The organism is Haemophilus parainfluenzae (genome assembly GCF_900638025.1).
GTDB classification, from domain to species: domain Bacteria; phylum Pseudomonadota; class Gammaproteobacteria; order Enterobacterales; family Pasteurellaceae; genus Haemophilus_D; species Haemophilus_D parainfluenzae_J.
Genome location: NZ_LR134481.1, coordinates 1,318,337 through 1,337,903 on the forward strand (window position 1 = coordinate 1,318,337; position 19,567 = coordinate 1,337,903).

15 protein-coding genes and 1 riboswitch are annotated in these 19,567 nt (G+C 38.8%); of the genes, 5 read left to right on the forward strand and 10 right to left on the reverse strand.

Going from position 1 to position 19,567, the window contains the following annotated elements; translation table 11 throughout:
• The first annotated feature begins 60 nt into the window (after nt 1–60).
• Nucleotides 61–3,498 carry a transcription-repair coupling factor gene (gene mfd / locus EL215_RS06745; RefSeq protein WP_126471058.1) on the forward strand — a complete coding sequence of 1,146 codons (3,438 nt, stop codon included), beginning with the start codon at nt 61–63 and terminating at the stop codon, nt 3,496–3,498.
• Nucleotides 3,499–3,549: 51 nt separating this feature from the next.
• Here mfd and gltS read toward each other — a convergent pair whose 3' ends face one another.
• From gltS to queC, 7 genes are all read right to left on the reverse strand, one after another.
• Complete coding sequence (gene gltS / locus EL215_RS06750; protein WP_049357341.1) at nt 3,550–4,764, reverse strand: sodium/glutamate symporter; 1,215 nt, start codon at nt 4,762–4,764, stop codon at nt 3,550–3,552.
• Between the two features lie 35 nt (nt 4,765–4,799).
• Nucleotides 4,800–7,055: a DNA topoisomerase IV subunit A gene (parC, locus tag EL215_RS06755; RefSeq protein WP_126471060.1), complete on the reverse strand. Its 2,256-nt coding sequence runs from the start codon at nt 7,053–7,055 to the stop codon at nt 4,800–4,802.
• 10 nt (nt 7,056–7,065) lie between these two features.
• Nucleotides 7,066–8,259 (reverse strand): copper-containing nitrite reductase, encoded by a 1,194-nt coding sequence (nirK, locus tag EL215_RS06760; protein ID WP_126471062.1) that lies wholly within the window; start codon nt 8,257–8,259, stop codon nt 7,066–7,068.
• A gap of 16 nt (nt 8,260–8,275) precedes the next feature.
• On the reverse strand, nt 8,276–10,174 hold the full coding sequence (gene parE / locus EL215_RS06765; protein ID WP_126471064.1) for a DNA topoisomerase IV subunit B: 1,899 nt from the start codon (nt 10,172–10,174) through the stop codon (nt 8,276–8,278).
• Between the two features lie 159 nt (nt 10,175–10,333).
• Nucleotides 10,334–10,963 (reverse strand): 7-carboxy-7-deazaguanine synthase QueE, encoded by a 630-nt coding sequence (locus tag EL215_RS06770; RefSeq protein WP_126471066.1) that lies wholly within the window; start codon nt 10,961–10,963, stop codon nt 10,334–10,336.
• Between the two features lie 5 nt (nt 10,964–10,968).
• Complete coding sequence (gene queD / locus EL215_RS06775; protein ID WP_049357348.1) at nt 10,969–11,394, reverse strand: 6-carboxytetrahydropterin synthase QueD; 426 nt, start codon at nt 11,392–11,394, stop codon at nt 10,969–10,971.
• Nucleotides 11,387–12,073 carry a 7-cyano-7-deazaguanine synthase QueC gene (gene queC / locus EL215_RS06780; RefSeq protein WP_126471067.1) on the reverse strand — a complete coding sequence of 229 codons (687 nt, stop codon included), beginning with the start codon at nt 12,071–12,073 and terminating at the stop codon, nt 11,387–11,389. The genes queD and queC overlap by 8 nt, the downstream gene beginning before the upstream one ends.
• A gap of 1 nt (nt 12,074) precedes the next feature.
• A riboswitch (PreQ1 riboswitch) is annotated at nt 12,075–12,119 on the reverse strand.
• A gap of 123 nt (nt 12,120–12,242) precedes the next feature.
• Here queC and EL215_RS10280 point away from each other — a divergent pair.
• Nucleotides 12,243–12,386, forward strand: coding sequence for a hypothetical protein (locus tag EL215_RS10280; protein WP_065420739.1), 144 nt, complete (start codon nt 12,243–12,245; stop codon nt 12,384–12,386).
• 45 nt (nt 12,387–12,431) lie between these two features.
• Here the strand turns inward: EL215_RS10280 and ribA are convergent, their stop codons facing one another.
• Nucleotides 12,432–13,079, reverse strand: coding sequence for a GTP cyclohydrolase II (ribA, locus tag EL215_RS06785; protein ID WP_049357352.1), 648 nt, complete (start codon nt 13,077–13,079; stop codon nt 12,432–12,434).
• 67 nt (nt 13,080–13,146) lie between these two features.
• Between ribA and EL215_RS06790 the strand changes: the two genes are divergently transcribed.
• The 3 genes from EL215_RS06790 (at nt 13,147) to EL215_RS06800 (ending at nt 16,509) form a co-directional block, all read left to right on the forward strand.
• Complete coding sequence (locus EL215_RS06790) at nt 13,147–13,878, forward strand: phosphatase PAP2 family protein (protein WP_164757065.1); 732 nt, start codon at nt 13,147–13,149, stop codon at nt 13,876–13,878.
• Between the two features lie 138 nt (nt 13,879–14,016).
• Nucleotides 14,017–14,934: an N-acetylglucosamine kinase gene (nagK, locus tag EL215_RS06795; RefSeq protein WP_126471069.1), complete on the forward strand. Its 918-nt coding sequence runs from the start codon at nt 14,017–14,019 to the stop codon at nt 14,932–14,934.
• Between the two features lie 135 nt (nt 14,935–15,069).
• A complete protein-coding gene (locus EL215_RS06800; RefSeq protein ID WP_049357358.1) occupies nt 15,070–16,509 on the forward strand; it encodes an alanine/glycine:cation symporter family protein in 1,440 nt (479 codons plus the stop codon).
• Nucleotides 16,510–16,588: 79 nt separating this feature from the next.
• On the opposite strand, the gene EL215_RS06805 is transcribed toward EL215_RS06800, so the two are convergent.
• Nucleotides 16,589–18,115 carry a catalase gene (locus EL215_RS06805; RefSeq protein ID WP_049357360.1) on the reverse strand — a complete coding sequence of 509 codons (1,527 nt, stop codon included), beginning with the start codon at nt 18,113–18,115 and terminating at the stop codon, nt 16,589–16,591.
• A gap of 252 nt (nt 18,116–18,367) precedes the next feature.
• Nucleotides 18,368–19,567, reverse strand: coding sequence for a Bcr/CflA family multidrug efflux MFS transporter (locus tag EL215_RS06810; RefSeq protein ID WP_049357361.1), 1,200 nt, complete (start codon nt 19,565–19,567; stop codon nt 18,368–18,370).

Sequence of the window (19,567 nt, forward strand, 5' to 3'; positions counted from 1 at the left end):
GTGGATTTGCTAAACTAATCAGCTATTCACGCAAAAATGAGATAAAAATTGACCGCGCTTATGAAAACAACCTATTTTAATTTTGATATTCCGACTCAGCCCAATGATCATAAAATTCTTGGCAATGTATTGGCGAGTGTAGATGCACTTGCGGTTAGTGAAATTGCAGAGCAATATGATGGATTGACGGTGGTTGTGACACCGGATACCAAAAGTGCGGTTCGTTTATCACAAGTTTTACTGGATTTAACTTCTCAGCCCGTTCAGTTTTTTCCTGATTGGGAAACGTTGCCTTATGATTCTTTTTCTCCTCATCAAGAAATAATTTCTTCGCGTTTAAGTGCATTATTTCATTTACAAAATACTAAAAAAGGTATCTTTGTTTTACCGATTAGCACATTAATGCAACGTGTGTGCCCGCCGAAATATCTACAGCACAATGTCCTTTTGATTAAAAAAGGCGACCGTCTTGTCATTGAAAAATTGCGATTACAATTAGAGTCAGCAGGATATCGTTCCGTAGAGCAAGTACTAGAACATGGTGAATATGCTGTGCGCGGATCACTTTTAGATCTTTTCCCAATGGGAAGTGCGGTTCCATTTCGCTTAGATTTTTTTGATGATGAAATTGATTCGATTCGTACTTTTGATGTTGATACGCAGCGAACGTTAGATGAAATTCAATCTATTAATTTATTACCTGCACACGAATTTCCAAGTGATGAGAAAGGTATTGAGTTTTTCCGCACACAATTTAGAGAAACCTTTGGTGAAATTCGTCGTGATCCAGAACATATTTATCAGCAAATCAGTAAAGGCACACTAATCTCAGGGATTGAATATTGGCAGCCGCTATTCTTTGATGAAATGGCAACATTGTTCGATTACTTACCCGAAAAAACGTTGTTTGTGGATATGGAAACAAATCAAGCACAAGGAGAACGTTTTTATCTTGATGCTAAACAGCGTTATGAGCATCTCAAAGTTGATCCAATGCGCCCTCTTTTGCCGCCAGAACGTTTGTGGCTAAGTATTGATGCGGTAAATCATGCATTAAAAAATTATCCTAAAATTAATTTTAAAGCAGAAAAAGTGCGGTTATCTGTTCGTCAGAAAAATTTAGCGGTGTCTACATTACCAGCCGTGACCATTCAATCACAGCAAAAAGAACCGTTATTGCAACTTCGTCAGTTTATTGAGCATTTTAAAGGAAATGTTTTATTTTCAGTTGAGACTGAAGGACGACGTGAAACCTTACTGGATTTACTTTCACCATTAAAAATTAAACCAAAACAAATTAAAACCTTATCTGAAGCTAATCAAGACAAGTTTAATCTGTGGGTAAGTCGTCTTGAGCAAGGTTTTATTCTTGATGAGGCTAAACTCGCCGTTATTACTGAACATGAAATTTTAGGCGAGCGAGTACAGCAACGTCAGCGTGATAAACGTAAGGCGGTCAATCCTGATACCTTAGTGCGTAATCTGGCTGAATTAAAAATTGGGCAGCCTGTGGTGCATTTAGATCATGGTGTTGGGCGTTATGGTGGCTTAGTGACACTCGATACTGGGGGCTTAAAAGCAGAATATTTGCTGATCAATTATGCGAATGAATCCAAACTTTATGTGCCAGTTGGTTCCCTACATTTGATCAGTCGCTATGTTGGTGGCTCAGATGAAACTGCACCATTACATAAATTAGGTAATGAATCGTGGGCGAAAACACGTCAAAAAGCCGCAGAAAAAATTCGTGATGTGGCCGCTGAATTACTTGATGTATATGCCCAACGAGAAGTGAAAAAAGGCTTTGAATTTAAATATGATCGTGAGGAATTCCAGCAATTCGCTGCAACCTTTCCTTTTGAAGAAACGCACGATCAAGCCATGGCGATTAATGCAGTCATTTCGGATATGTGTCAGCCTAAAGCGATGGATCGTTTGGTTTGTGGTGATGTAGGCTTTGGTAAGACGGAAGTGGCGATGCGCGCTACATTTTTGGCTGTAATGAATCATAAACAAGTTGCCGTATTGGTTCCAACAACCTTGTTAGCTCAACAGCATTACGAGAATTTTAAAGATCGTTTTGCTAATCTGCCGGTTAATGTAGAAGTGCTTTCTCGTTTTAAAACAGCCAAAGAGCAAAAACAAATCTTAGAAAATTTAGCTGAAGGAAAAGTTGATATTCTGATTGGAACCCATAAATTGATTCAATCCGATGTGAAGTTTTCTGATCTTGGCTTACTCATCATTGATGAAGAACATCGCTTTGGTGTGGGACAGAAAGAGAAAATTAAACAACTTCGAGCAAATATTGATATTTTAACGCTTACCGCAACACCAATTCCTCGAACTTTGAATATGGCGATGAATGGTATTCGCGATCTTTCTATTATTGCGACACCACCGGCTCGTCGAGTGAGTATCAAAACATTCGTTCGCCAGAAAGATGATTTAATTATTCGTGAAGCGATTCTGCGTGAGATTTTGCGTGGTGGGCAAGTTTATTATTTGCATAATGATGTGGCAAGTATTGAAAATACGGCAGAAAAACTGACCGCACTTGTACCAGAAGCTCGAGTCGTGATTGGTCATGGTCAAATGCGAGAGCGTGAACTTGAACGCGTGATGAGTGATTTTTATCATCAACGTTATAATGTATTAGTTTGTTCTACCATTATTGAAACAGGGATTGACGTACCAACGGCAAATACGATCATTATTGAACGGGCAGATAATTTTGGTTTAGCTCAGCTTCACCAGTTACGTGGTCGAGTAGGGCGCTCCCATCATCAAGCTTATGCGTATTTGCTTACACCGCCACCGAAATTAATGACGAAAGATGCGAAACGTCGTTTAGAGGCATTAGAAAGTTTAGATAACTTAGGTGCAGGTTTCATTCTTGCGACGCACGATTTAGAAATTCGCGGTGCAGGTGAATTATTAGGGAATGAACAAAGTGGGCAAATTGAAAGCATCGGTTTTTCACTTTATATGGAATTACTTGATGCGGCAGTTAAAGCCTTAAAAGAGGGAAGAGAACCTTCATTAGAAGAGATTACACATCAGCAAGCTGAAATTGAGTTACGTGTTCCCGCTTTATTGCCAAATGACTATCTTGGTGATGTGAATATGCGTTTGTCGTTCTATAAACGCATTGCAGCGGCAGAAAGTAAACAAGAGTTAGATGAATTAAAAGTTGAATTAATCGATCGCTTTGGCCTATTACCTGAAGCAACTAAAAATCTTTTACAAATTGCTGAGATGCGTTTAATGGTGAAACCATTAAAAGTGCTGAGAATCGATGCAGGGGCTCAAGGTGGCTTTATTGAATTCTCACCTTCAGCAAAAGTTGATCCAGAAAAATTCATCAAATTAATTCAACAAAATCCAATTATTTATCGCTTTGATGGACCATTAAAATTTAAGTTTGTGAAAGCACTTCCAGAAAACAAAGAGCGGTTAGAATTTGTGATGGATTTGGTGAAGACACTTACTGAGTAGCAAGTAAATAAAAAGGCTGACAAAATGTCAGCCTTTCTTTTTTACATTTTATTAGTGAAGCGCTTCAACAATACTTAAGAATATTTTTAAAATACCAGCATTTAATAAGTCGATAAAGAATGCGCCAACCATGGGAACGATCAAGAATGCTTTATGAGACGGACCAAAACGGCTAGTAATCGCTTGCATATTCGCAACCGCTGTAGGGGTAGCACCTAAACCAAAACCACAGTGACCGGCGCTTAATACAACGGCATCATAATCCTTGCCCATCATACGGTAGGTTACATAAATCGCAAAGAAGGCCATAAAAGCAACTTGAATCGTTAAAATGATCAATACATCTGTAGCGAGTCCTGCTAATTCCCAAAGTTTGAGTGACATTAAGGCTATAGCCAAGAAGATAGATAGGCCTACACTGCCTAAAACATCAATTGCTGAGTCTGCTACTTGGAATTTAAATAAATGGGTTAAACTGTTTCGAATAATCACACCAGTAAACAAACACCAGACGAACGTTGGCAATTGGATTGAGGTTCCTTTTGTTAAACTATCTAAATATTGACCAATCAACAAACATAAAGAAAGCATGGCAATAGTTTCAATAATTGAGCGAGCATTGATTTTACGTTTGTAAGTTGGGTGCTCAAATGCTTCTTGTACGTCATCGACTTCATCATTCTCAGGGTTTTCACCTTGTTTTTGATGATTTAATAAATAATGTGATACGGGACCACCTAAAATCCCGCCGAAAACTAACCCAAATGTGGCACATGCCATCGCAATTTCTGTTGCAGCAGATAAACCAAATTCTTTGGTGAAAGTTTCTGCCCATGCAGCACCTGTACCATGTCCACCCGTAAGAGTAACTGAACCAGCAAGCAATCCGTAGGCAGGATCAATATCAAGTAATTTAGAACCAATAAGACCAATAGCATTTTGGCAAATAATAAGCAAAGCGGCGACAAATAAGAAGACAACTAACGGTTTTCCGCCCTTAATTAAACGAGAAAAGTTGGCACTTAAACCAATAGAGGAAAAAAACACAAGCATCATAGAGGTTTGCAAGTTTTTCTCAAAGGTAAAAGAGGTGCCATTTATTTTATATAAGAGAGTTAATGCTATAGCAACGATGAAACCTCCAACAACTGGTTCAGGAATGTTAAATGTTCGTAAAATTCGAATTCGTTTTACCAAAAAGTAGCCGAGCAATAACACAATGCTTGCTAAAGCAAGTGTTTGATACGTATCAAAGACTATATTCATGAAATATTCTCCTATTTAATTGAGTTTCGAGAGTTTTATGAGTTGTGTTTGGGTTCAATTACCACTATATCAGCATGACTGTGTAAGCCTCGTGGTAATTGGGAGCCTTTTCTGCCACGTTCAGCGCGGAATTTTTGCAGATCTTCTGGTTTTAAAGTGATTTTTCGTTTACCAGAATGAAACTCAAGGCTTGCTTTCTCTGAAACTAAGAACAATTTCACTAATAATTCAGACCGCACTTTTGCATTTGCTGCCGGAATACTGATGATTTTGTTGCCTTTCCCTTTTGATAATACCGGTAAATCCCGTACCGGAAAAATCAGCATTCGATCCGCTGAAGTAAGGGATACAAGAAGTGGAGCCGACTCGGAAAGTGTCTCAGGTTTCAAGACTTTCGCATTTTCTGGCAAAGAAATCAAGACTTTTCCCGCTTTATTACGTGCAATTAAATCGTCAAATTTACAGATAAAACCATATCCAGCATCTGATGTCATCAATAGTTCTTGTTTTTCAGGCTCCATAATAACTTGTTCAATGATTGCACCTACTGGTAATGTCAGTTTACCAGTGAGTGGTTCACCTTGTGAACGCGCAGAAGGCAAGCTTAATGGATCTAAAGCGTAGCTACGACCGGTACTATCAATAAAGATCACCGGCTGATTACTTTTACCACAAGCGTGCGCCAGATATTTATCGCCTGCTTTATAGCTTAATCCTTTCGGATCAATATCATGGCCTTTTGCACAGCGTACCCAGCCCATTTCAGATAAGATAACGGTAACGGGTTCGGCTGGCGTCATTTCACTTTCAGAAATCGCTTTTGCTTCTTCACGTTCAACTAATTGAGACATTCTAGGGCTGGCGTATTTTTTTGCGTCTTCTTGAATTTCTTTTTTGATCAAGGTATTTAAGCGATGTTCCGATCCTAAAATTAACTCTAAATTTAACCGCTCTTCTTCGAGTTTATCTTTTTCAGCTTGTAATTGATGTTCTTCTAATTTGGCTAAATGGCGCAAACGTAAGTTTAAAATGGCTTCTGCCTGTTCATCACTTAAGTTAAAACGAGCCATTAAAACTTGTTTAGGTTCATCCTCAGTACGAATGATCTCAATGACTTCATCAATATTGAGGAAGGCAATCATCAATCCCTCTAAAATGTGTAAACGAGCGAGCACTTTATCTAAACGATGTTGTAAACGTCTTGTCACGGTAGTACGACGGAATGTCAGCCATTCGATAAGAACTTGAAGTAAACCTTTCACGGCAGGTTTATGATCAAGCCCGATCATATTCATGTTCACACGATAGCTTTTTTCGAGATCCGTTGTTGCAAATAAATGTGTCATCAAGGCATCTGTGTCAACGCGATTTGAACGTGGCACAAGCACGATACGTACAGGATTTTCGTAATCCGCCTCATCACGAATATCTTCCACCATTGGCAATTTTTTCGCCGTCATTTGCTCAGCAATTTGCGCAATGATTTTTGATGGTGAAGATTGATGAGGAAGTGCGCTAATGATGATTTCACCGTCTTCTTTATGCCATGTTGCACGCATTTTGATAGAGCCACGGCCTGTTTCGTACATTTTACGAATATCATCTTTAGGGGAAATAATTTCCGCTTCAGTTGGGAAATCAGGGCCTTGAATGATATTGAGTACATCATCTAATCCTGCTTTTGGATTATCTAATAGCATAACAGCTGCATCTGCCACTTCATTAATATTGTGTGGTGGAATATCGGTTGCCATACCAACGGCAATCCCAGTAGTACCGTTTAACAGAATATGAGGCAAACGAGCAGGTAAATATTGTGGTTCTTCTAAGGTACCATCAAAGTTTGGTTGAAAATCAACAGTGCCTTGACCCAATTCAGTTAATAGAATTTCAGAAATTTTGGATAGGCGAGATTCTGTATAACGCATCGCTGCGAATGATTTAGGATCATCAGGTGCTCCCCAGTTTCCTTGCCCATCAACCAAAGGATAGCGGTAAGAAAAGGGTTGAGCCATTAATACCATAGCTTCATAACAGGCAGAATCGCCGTGTGGATGAAATTTACCTAACACATCACCGACGGTACGTGCGGATTTTTTAAATTTTGCCGCGGCATTTAAACCCAGTTCAGACATCGCATAGACAATACGGCGCTGAACAGGCTTTAAGCCATCGCCAATAAAAGGCAATGCACGATCCATGATGACGTACATTGAATAATTAAGGTAAGCCTTTTCTGTAAAGGTGCGAAGTGGCATCTGCTCGATGCCTTCGTAGTTAATATTACTCATATTTTCTAATCTATTTTCTTGTTGCACCAGAATTCCCATCGGAATGTTCGTGAGGAGAATGTCCCATATCCATTCCTTTGTGACTGTCAATTTCATAAGGAACAGGTTGCGGTTTTTGTGGATTGTCTTCTTTAAAGGCTTCGTCTTTTAATTTGCCGGAATAAATATTCGGATTTTTTTCGCCTTCAACTACAATGTGTCCCATTGTGCCTTTATTCACTGCGCGGAAAATGGAGTGATCCATAAAGACATAAGTGCCAGGTACATCAATTCGTGTTTCCACCATGGTGGCGCTACCAGATGGAATTAAGGTCGTTTGAACATTGTGATTAATAAGCGTACCGCCTTCCACATACACATTGTCAAATACTGCACCAATTAAGTGGAAAGAAGAGCATAAATTTGGCCCAGCATTTCCTACAAATAAACGAATTGTTTCACCGTTTTTTGCTTTTAAGGCATTTTCATCCATGGTTGCGCCGACTTTGCCGTTGAAGAGGACATATTCTGGGCGCTCATCAATAGCTTTTTTCATACTAAACGGCTGCAAGCCAGGATCGCCAAACTCGCCTTTGGTATAGAATTCACTTTGCATAATGTAAAATTCACGATCCACTTTTGGTAAACCTTCTTTCGGCTCAACCAAAACTAAACCATACATCCCCTTGGCAAGGTGAATGTCCACAGGCTGGCTGCCGCAGTGGTACAAATAAATGCCCGAACGTAACGCTCTAAATTGGAAGGTTGATGTACGTGTTGGTGGGGTTTCACTTGCGATAGCGCCGCCCATTGGTACGGCAGCAGCATGAAAATCGATACTGTGCGGCATCATTGAACTCGCTGAATTGGAAAGTTGCACTTCCACCATATCGCCTTCGCGTACACGAATGAATGGCGCAGGCACGCTACCGTTTAATGTCCAGAATTTAAATTGTACACCATCCATTAAATCCATAATTTGCTCAAGTGCGGTCAGTTTTACCACGACTTTTGCAGGGTGATTACGTTCAATCGGTTTTGGCACATTTGGGGCAAGCGTCAGCTCAGCTTCAATTTCAGGTAATTTTTCAACCGCAGTGGTTGCCGTATTAGAGGGCTTTTCCTCTGCTTGAGCAGAAGGAACAAGGCTTAAACCTGCACCCAATGTAATTGTTGCTAGGCCTAGTGCACTATTCTTAAAAAAATCTCGACGTTGTTCGTTCATGATTAACCTCAAATAATTAAACAGCTAAATCCACTTGATCGCCATTGGTTTGCAACCAATTTTTGCGATCTTCCGCTCGTTTTTTGGCGAGTAACATATCCATTAATTCTAATGTTTCTGCCCCTTGATCTTCGCCTAGCTCATAGGTTAATTGAACTAAACGGCGTGTATTCGGATCCATGGTAGTTTCACGTAGTTGTGACGGATCCATTTCGCCCAAACCTTTGAAGCGTTGTACGTTTAAGGTACCTTTTTTACCTTTTAAGCGTTCTAAAATCGCTTCTTTTTCGTTTTCATCGAGGGCATAAAAGACTTCTTTACCTAAGTCGATGCGATAGAGTGGTGGCATCGCCACATAAACATGCCCATCTTGAACCAATTTTGGGAAATGACGTAAAAAGAGGGCGCAAAGTAAGGTTGCAATATGCAAACCATCAGAGTCCGCATCGGCTAAAATACAGACTTTGCCGTAACGAAGTTGAGATAAGTCTTCATTATCAGGATCGATACCAAGCGCCACTGCAATATCATGAATTTCCGTTGAGGCAAGCACTTGATCACTGGCGACTTCCCAAGTATTTAAGATTTTTCCGCGTAACGGCAGAATAGCTTGATATTCACGATCACGCGCCTGTTTGGCTGAGCCGCCCGCAGAGTCACCTTCAACCAAGAATAATTCAGTTTTTTCTAAATTTTGTGATGCACAATCGGCTAATTTCCCCGGTAGAGCAGGGCCACTCACTAATTTTTTACGTACGACTTTTTTAGCGGCATTTAAACGACGTTGTGCAGAGCTAATGGCCATTTCAGCTAAGCGATCCGCATCTTGTACGTTCTGGTTTAACCATAAACTGAAGGCGTCTTTTAAAACACCCGCAACAAAGACCGCACTTTGACGGGAAGATAAGCGTTCTTTAGTTTGGCCGGCAAATTGAGCATCCTGCATTTTCAGTGAAAGAATATATGCACAACGATCCCAAATGTCGTCTGCGGTTAATTTCACGCCACGTGGTAATTTATTGCGGAACTCACAATATTCGGTCATGGCATTGAGCAAGCCTTGGCGAAGACCATTTACGTGTGTTCCGCCTTGTACTGTTGGAATTAAGTTTACATAGCTTTCAGCAATAAGCTCGCCACCTTCAGGCAACCATAATAATGCCCAGCTTACCGCTTCTGTGGAGCCTTTAAATTCACCGACAAATGGTTTTTCAGGCAAGGTTTCAAAACCATTTACCGCTTCAGTTAAGTAATCGGATAAACCATCTTGATAGCACCATACATCTTCGGTGTTATTCACTTTATCGACAAATTTAATCTCTAAGCCTGAACAAAGCACCGCTTTCGCACGTAATAAATGGCGTAAACGACTAACAGAAAAATTCTTGCTATCGAAATATTTTGGATTCGGTTTGAAGTGAACGGTGGTTCCAGTTGTTCGTCTGCCACAAGTCCCAATAACTTCTAATTCTTCTACTTTTACGCCATTTTCAAAGGCAATTTTATACACTTCACCGTTACGTTTAACTTGAATATCAACGCGTTCAGAAAGAGCATTGACGACAGAAATCCCCACCCCGTGTAAACCACCGGCAAACTCATAGTTTTTATTTGAGAATTTACCGCCAGCATGAAGTTTGGTTAAGATGACTTCAACACCCGAAACCCCTTCAGTTGGATGAATATCCACTGGCATCCCACGACCATTATCGATGACTTCAAGAGATTGATCCGCATGTAAAATCACTTCAACTTTGGTGGCAAACCCAGCAAGTGCTTCGTCCACACTGTTATCGATAACTTCTTGAGCAAGGTGATTGGGACGGGTAGTGTCCGTGTACATACCTGGGCGGATTTGCACAGGTTCGAGATCTTTCAGAACCGTAATTTCTTGAGCGGAATAATTTGTAGTCATTTTTAAAATTAGTTACTTATTTATAAAAAATAAGCCTGATTTTATCAAAAAATGACGCATTTATAAAATCAAAGATATGCAGGAAAGGAGGGGGATCTTGAAAAGTGCAGTTAAAGTTTGAAATGAATAATAACCGCACAGATAATAGAAAAATGATTGCTATTCGATCCCAATCAATTTATGTGTTTGTAAACTTAACAGCCATCTCGGTTTATTCGTTCTTTGATTTAATTTTCCTAATTGTGTGATCGTTTCTAATAGATTCATCTTGCCATGAACTTCACAAGGAGAAAGATAGTAATATTTTGCTTGAATTTTATTTTCAATCATTTCACAAAAAGGAATAATATTGTCATCAGCAACAATGCGAACTTCATGTGCAAATGAAATACAACGCTTTTCGTATTTATGTGCATATAGACGTTTTGGGCTTGTGGCAATAAAATCAATTTGTGCTGGAACAGTGTTAAGACCATTAGTTTCAATTGCTAAAAAATAACCTAAACTTTTTAATTGATTAAGTATCATCTCTAATTTGGGCACAATAGTCGGCTCCCCACCTGTGATAATAATATTCTTTGCAGAAAATGACCGCACTTTATTGAGAATTTGTGATAAGGAGCAACGTTTAAATTGATGATAATTAGTATCACACCAGGTACAGGCAAGATTACATTTACCAAAACGGATAAAAATAGCGGGCATACCGGTATTAAAACCTTCTCCTTGAAGGCTTTCAAAAATCTCAACAATATTATAATACGGTTCTGAAATGATTTGTTTTTCCACCGTACTTATTCCTGATATTCACAAAATGATGTTGGCGTTTCCCATAATCGGATGGCAGAAATTGGTAATTTTTCATCATATTTTAGACGATGAAAAATAAAACGAGCCATTTCTTCAGCGGTACTACGAAAATTCACGCCAAAGGTTTTTGATTGTAATTCTTCTAGAAGTATTGCAATTTTACTTTCACGTTTACTGGTTTGATCGTAGATAAAAGCATGATCCATGGGATCTAAAATGGATTTTTTCACAATAGATTTTAAATCTGAAAAGTCCATCACCATTGATTTTTTTGCGCCATGAGTAATTAAATGACCGGTTATTTCGACTTGGAGTTTATAGGTATGGCCATGTAGATTTTGGCATTTACCATCATGACCATCTAATAGGTGTGCCATATCAAAACTAAATTCTTTGGATACTTTAAACATCTTTATTCTCTGCTTTTATTGACAAGTACTCTTGTAAACCTTTATGACGTAATTGACAGCTTGGACATTTACCACAGCCTCCTTCAACACCTTCATAGCAAGTATGGCTGTGCTGACGAACATAATCTAAGGCATTTAATTCATCGGCAAGAGCCCAAGTTTGGGCTTTGGTGAGATACATTAATGGTGTTTTTAAGTTGAACGAATAATCCATGGCTAAATTGAGGGTGACATTCATGGATTTGATGAATACATCACGACAATCCGGATAGCCACTGAAATCTGTTTCACATACACCTGTAATAATGTCGTTGATGCCTTGTTTTTTTGCATAAATCGCTGCATACAATAAGAATAGGGCATTACGACCATCCACAAAGGTATTGGGTAATTCACCATCTTTTTGCTCAATATCAAGGTTTTCATCCATTAAGGCATTATGAGTGATAGATTTAATAACGGATGTATCAATCAGTGTTTGCTTTACGCCAAGATCGTTAGCGATCCAACGGGCTTTTTCTAATTCAATTGCGTGGCGCTGGCCGTATTGAAAGGTGACGGTTTCGACATTTTCTACGCCATATTCGGCAATTGCTTGAATTAAACAGGTTGTGGAATCTTGTCCACCAGAGAAGATCACAAGGGCTTTACGATTGTGATTAGGATTTGAAATATTCATAGGATACCTAGTTTTTTTATGTAGGAGGTTTGCGAACTACAAGTTAAAAATGAGCTGGTATTGTAGAAGGCAAGGATAAAATTTGCAAGAAATAGGGTAATTTAAGCAGTAAAAACCAACAAAAGTTGTGGTACAATTTTGATGATTTAGTTTTTAAAAGGTAAACACAATGAAAAAATTAATACTTATTGTTGTTGCGACATTGGTGATTTCAGCTTGCGCAAATAAAGACGTTTATTTTAATGGTTCTGAAGGATCCCATTCAGGCATGAAATTTGACAAAGATGCTCATCATTGGGGAGTAAATCAATAGGTTATACTTATAATCTAAAAGCCATACTGTTGTATGGCTTTTTTATTAAATGACTTCTTCTTGACAATGTGGGCATGTCATTAAGTGTTCTTCATTATTGTGAACAATATAATGACCCATTTTTTTCGCTTTGGTATCAAGATATTTTGTATTATAGCGGTTTTCACCCACATTAAGAGGCACTCGCTCCACAATATTAATACCCGCTTTTTTCATGGTTTCTACTTTTTGCGGGTTATTTGTCATTAAGCGGACTTGTTTCACACCTAATAATTCAAACATATCGGCACACACATTAAAGTTACGCTCATCAGCTTTAAAGCCTAGTGCAAGATTCGCTTCGATAGTATCCATGCCTTGATCTTGCAAAGAATAAGCACGGATTTTATTAATTAAACCAATTCCGCGACCTTCTTCACGGTGATAAATTAATATACCTCGGCCTTCTTCACTAATTTGGCGTAATGCCGCAGCAAGTTGGAAACCACAATCGCATTTTAAACTGTGTAATGCATCGCCAGTTAAGCATTCAGAATGAATACGGGCAAGTACAGGTTCATCTTGATTTGAAATATCGCCCATTACCAAGGCAACGTGCTCTTTTTTTGTATCGGGAAATTCAAATCCAATCATTTTAAATATACCATATTCGGTCGGTAAATTGGCTTGAGCAACCAGTTCGATTTTTGACATAACTTATCCTTTTTTTAACTTAACTCTGATAAAATGTGCACTTTATTGTTATTATCAAGAGGCAACAATGTTTAAAAGGCTGTCATTATATACGTTATTCCTTTGTCTTGTACCATTTTTTGTTTGGGGCTTTGCTTATCATTGGCATGGAAACAACCAATTAATGGAATGGGATTATTGGCTTTATCTTTTAACGGAGACGGGTAGTGTGCCTTACGCTTTAATTACCTGTGGTGTATTTGCTTTACTTTTCCGTTTTCTTTTTGAAAACCGTAAACAGTGGATTATGGGCGTGATTGTAATGGGGCTGTCGGTATTATCTACACAAGTAATTAAAACAGGGTTGAAAACGATTTTTGCTGAGCCGCGTCCTTTCACGGTTTATTTAGCGGAAAAAACAGAAAGTACGACGGATGATTTTTATCATCAAGATCGTTCAGAGCGTGCGAAATTAGTGGATAAATTTTATTCTACACAAGCAGATACACCAGCTTGGTTAAAAGCGCATTATGAAGATGAAACCGGTTATTCTTTCCCATCTGGACATTCTATTTTTGCCGCCACTTGGCTGATGTTAGCCGTCGGATTTAGCCAATTATTAGGTAATCGTTCTTTCAAAGCGGAATTACTTATTGGCGCGATGACAATTTGGGGCGTATTAATGTTGATTAGCCGAGTGCGTTTAGGGATGCATTATCCTATAGACTTATTTGTAGCGATAATTTCAGCGTGGATTGTTCATCTAATTATGTTTGGTTTTTTACAAAGAAAAACGATCTTTAATAAAAAAATAAAGTAAAAGATCGGTTTTGTTATAGCATCGATCTTTTTATTACTTGTAGAAAATATGATTTTTATCATAGATTTTCATTGAGATATCAAGGAAAATAGGCTGAGAAAATCCTGTTAATTTTGACCGCTCTTTTTAGGAGACAACATGTATTACGGTATTGATATTGGTGGCACAAAGATTGAATTGGCTGCTTTTAATGCAAAATTAGAAAAATGTTATACTGAACGTGTGCCAACACCGCAAACAGATTACCAAGATTGGTTACAGGCGATCAAAACTCTAGTAGAACGTGCAGATGCCTATTTTGGTGAAAAAGGAACGGTAGGACTTGGTTTACCCGGATTTGTTAATCTGACCACTGGACTCGCTGAAATCACGAATATTCGTGTCGCAGATAATAAGCCTATTTTAACCGATCTTGAGCGCCTTTTAGATCGTGAAGTAAAGGCTGAAAATGATGCGAACTGTTTTGCGCTTTCTGAAGCTTGGGATGAAGAAAATACTCAATATCCTTCCGTTTTAGGATTAATTTTAGGCACTGGTTTTGGTGGTGGATTTGTGATTAACGGCAAAGTGCATTCTGGACAAGTCGGGATGGCGGGGGAGTTAGGGCATCTTCAATTAAATTATCATGCCTTAAAATTATTGGGTTGGGATAAGGCACCCATTTATCAGTGTGGCTGCGGTAATCAAGCTTGTTTGGATACATATATTTCAGGTCGTGGTTTTGAAATGTTGTACCGTGATTTAAAAGGGGAAGCATTATCAGCCAAAGACATTATCGATCGTTTTTATGCAAAAGAAGAAAGTGCGGTTGATTTTGTTCGCATTTTTGTGGAGTTAGCGGCTATTTCTATCGGTAATATTATCACCGCATTTGATCCGCATATGATTGTGCTGGGTGGTGGCTTATCTAATTTTGATTATCTTTATGAAGCATTACCAAAAGCTTTGCCTCCACACTTAATGCGTAGTGCTAAAGTGCCACCAATTAAAAAAGCAAAACATGGTGATTCAGGTGGTGTTAGAGGTGCGGCTGCGTTATTTTTAAAACGTGAATAGATTTAAGCTAAAAATATAGTAAAAATTTGAATAAACTTCGTTTTATGGGATAACAATCCAGTTTTTTTCTAAGAAAACTGGATTTTTTCTTTTATCACTCTACAATCAGGAGATTGATTTTTTTATGAGGTTTTTATGCTGACAGAATTTGGTAACTGGATTGAGCAAGCTTTAACATGGATTGTTCAACATTTAGATGAGCCATTGTGGAACATCACTATTATCATTTTATTAGGTGTGGGCTTATTTTTTACGATTACGACTGGTTTAGTGCAACTACGTCTTTTACCTGCAAGTGTGCGAGAAATGTGGTTTGGGCGTGCTACTGAGGGAAATTCTTTAACGCCATTTCAAGCCTTTGCAACAGGTCTTGCAAGTCGTGTTGGTGTGGGCAATATCAGTGGGGTAGCGACCGCTATTGCTCTAGGTGGAGAAGGAGCCGTGTTCTGGATGTGGGTAACCGCATTTATTGGGATGTCGAGCGCTTTTGCAGAATCTACTTTAGCACAAGTATTTAAAATTCAAGATAAAGATGGTTCTTTTCGCGGAGGTCCCGCTTATTATATCGCTCAAGGTCTAAAATCGCGTTGTATGTCGGTCGCTTTTGCGATATCACTTATTTTTACTTTTGGGTTTGCATTCAATTCAGTGCAAGCAAACTCTATTGTTGAAGCAACCAATAACGCTTGGAACTGGCAAGGTGAATATGTCGGTCTTATTTTAGTTATTCTAACTGCGGCCATTATTTTTGGTGGAGTTAAACGTATTGCGACCATTTCCAGCCGTGTTGTACCAACGATGGCGTTATTTTATTTAATTATGGCCTTTATTATCTTAGGAATGCATATTGATATGATTCCTACTGTGATAGCCAATATTTACAAGAGCGCTTTTACTTTCCAATCAGCTGCAGGCGGGATGTTTGGTGCTTTAGTCTCTAAAGCGATGATGATGGGAATTAAACGAGGATTATTCTCTAATGAAGCAGGGATGGGCTCAGCACCAAATGCGGCCGCTGCAGCTCACGTAAAACACCCTGTTAGCCAAGGTTTAGTGCAAATGCTTGGTGTATTTGTGGATACCATGATCGTCTGTACTTGTACGGCGGTGATTATTCTGCTTTCTGATAATTATGGTAGCGAAACGTTAAAAAGCATTTCTTTAACTCAAAATGCATTACGTTATCATGTCGGCGAATTTGGTGTACATTTTCTGGCTTTTATTTTATTACTTTTTGCTTATTCTTCTATTATTGGTAACTATGCTTATGCGGAAAGTAATATTCGTTTTATTAAAAATAAACCATGGTTTGTGTGGTTGTTCCGTTTATCGGTGTTGTTCTTTGTTTATTTCGGTTCAGTAAAATCAGGCAATGTCGTGTGGAATTTTGCAGATACTGTGATGGCTGTGATGGCAATTATTAACCTAGTTGCGATTGTTTTACTTTCCCCGATTGTGTGGAAGTTAATGAAAGACTATCAACGTCAATTAAAAGAGGGGAAAGAACCTGAATTTAAAATTGACTTTTATCCTGAAATTAAAAAGCGAGTATTAGAGCATCGAATTTGGAAATAAGTGTTCAATAAAATATGAAAGGCGGGGAATTCCCGCCTTTATTTTTAGATTTAAAATCTGCTTATAAAATTGACCGCACTTATAACAATCCACCTTGACCTAATGCAGGGTCAGTTTCACGTGCTTTTAATGCCTCTTCAACGGTTAAACCTAATGCTTTTGCTACACCTGCACCATATGCTGGATCACACCAGTGGCAGTTACGAATGTGACGATATTTGATGAAATCAGGTGCATCACCCATTGCTGCGGCTGTATTGTTAAATAACGCTTGTTTTTGTGTATCATTCATTAAGTTGAATAATGCACGTGGTTGACTGAAGTAATCGTTATCATCGTTACGATAATCCCAGTGTGCTGCATCGCCATTGATACGAAGTGGTGGTTCAGCAAAATTTGGTTGTTGTTGCCATTGGCTGAAGCTGTTTGGCTCGTAGTGTGGCAAGCTACCGTAGTTACCATCTACACGACCTTGACCATCACGTTGGTTGCTATGCACTGGGCAACGCGGACGGTTTACTGGAATTTGACGGTAGTTCACACCTAAACGGTAACGTTGTGCATCTGCATAGTTAAATAAACGAGCTTGTAACATTCTGTCAGGACTTGCACCGATACCCGGAACCAAGTTACTTGGTGCAAACGCAGATTGTTCTACATCCGCGAAGAAGTTTTCTGGGTTACGGTTTAATTCAAACTCCCCTACTTCAATTAATGGGTAGTCTTTTTTCGGCCATACTTTAGTTAAGTCGAATGGATGATAAGGCACTTTTTCCGCATCTGCTTCTGGCATTATTTGTACAAATAATGTCCATTTAGGGAAATCACCACGTTCAATCGCTTCATATAAATCACGTTGATGGCTTTCACGGTCATTTGCAATAATTTCTGCTGCTTCAGCATCTGTTAAATTTTTAATGCCTTGTTGAGTACGGAAGTGGAATTTTACCCAAAAACGTTCGCCCGCTTCGTTCCAGAAACTATAAGTATGAGATCCGAAACCGTGCATATGACGATAACTTGCAGGAATACCACGATCACTCATTACAACAGTTACTTGGTGTAATGCTTCTGGTAATAATGTCCAGAAATCCCAGTTGTTAGTTGCTGAACGCATATTAGTACGTGGATCGCGTTTTACCGCTTTGTTTAAGTCTGGGAATTTACGTGGATCACGTAAGAAGAATACTGGCGTATTGTTACCAACTAAATCCCAGTTACCTTCTTCAGTATAAAATTTTAATGCAAAACCACGAATATCACGCTCAGCATCTGCTGCACCACGTTCGCCTGCCACGGTAGTAAAACGTGCGAACATTTCCGTTTTTTTACCCACCTCACTGAAAATTTTTGCACGAGTATATTGAGTAATATCGTGTGTGACAGTAAAGGTACCAAATGCACCAGAACCTTTCGCGTGCATACGACGCTCTGGAATAACTTCGCGTACGAAATCAGCTAATTTTTCGTTAAGCCATAAATCTTGTGAAAGTAATGGACCACGCGGACCTGCAGTTAAACTGTTTTGATTGTCAGCAACAGGGGCGCCATTTCCCATGGTTAGGTTAGTAGACGATAAATGCGAAAAAGGGCATTTTGAACTCATAGTTAACTCCTTGTATGAATAGATAGGGGGATGAAATAAATTTCTTAAGTATCATACAAAAAGGTTTCGGTGATTAAAATCTATTAAATTAATCAAAATAATCTATTGATTTGAAGGAGGATTGAATTTTGTATCAAATTTCATGAAATGCTGTTGTATTCGCTTTAAATGACACAAAAATACTAGTCTAATTGAAACAATTACATCCATTCATATCTAATAATTGCTTATTAGATATGAATAAAATTTTTATTATTTAGTTGAATTGCAATGCCGATAAGTCAGGAAATAGTAAGAGAGGGCTGAAATAACTACGCAAGCTGCCATTGTATAGAGCATTGGTGATGCTGTTTCCATTTTAAAGCTCGCTACTAGGGAACCCATTACTGCGCCGACACCAAAACGGACACTTCCCATTAATGAGTTTGCAGTACCTGCCATCGTTGGGAATTTTTCTAGAATAGAGGCGGTCGCATTGGAGGAAATTAATGGGTTTTGTCCTACAAAAAAGGCTACACCAATTGCCATTGACCAAAAACCAAAATCAAAAAGTGCGGTTAAAAATAACCAAATTCCTGAAATGAATTGTATGGCAATACCAATTCGTAACATGGTTTCTGCACCTAGCTTCAATACAAATTTACCATTTAGATAAGATGCAACGGTCATAATGGCAATATTGATCATAAAGAAATAGCCGAATTGATCGACAGGAATACCATAAATACCGATATAGACAATCGATCCCGCAGTGACGAAGGCAAATAAACCACCAAATCCAAAAGAGGCTGCGGCCATATAACCTAACACTTCTTTTTGTTTAGAAAGCATCATGAAGTTACGGGCAATAATATTAAGACGCAAGGGAATACGATTTTCTTGTTTATGGGTCTCGGGAATAATGAAAAAGACAAGCAATGCTGCAAGAAATCCCATGATGCCAATCACATAAAAAATCATATGCCAGTGGAAATATTTCACGATATATCCGCCAATTATAGGCGCAACAAGTGGTGCGATCATAAAGACAAGCGTGATGGTGGACATGATTCTAGAGAGCTGATCTTTGCGAAATAAATCTCGTAATAAAGCGCCTGAAAGTACAACAGGCGCCGCCCCAAAGAAACCTTGAACGAAACGCAGAACAGTGAAACTGCCAATAGAATGAATACTCGTTAAAATAATGGATGTGATAGCACCAATAATGACCCCTAATAAAATAATCGGTTTACGACCAAAGCTATCACCAAAAGGCCCCCAGAATAATTGCCCTGCCGCCATACCATAAGCGAAGAATGTCAGCGTGTGCTGTACTTGCTCGGCGTTGATATTTAAGTCTTCAGCAATATTTAAAAAGGACGGAATATACATATCCACGCCCAAAGGCGGTAGCATCGAGAGAATGCCGAGCGTGGCGATAAAAATAAAGGTAGGTTTAATATTTTGGCTCAT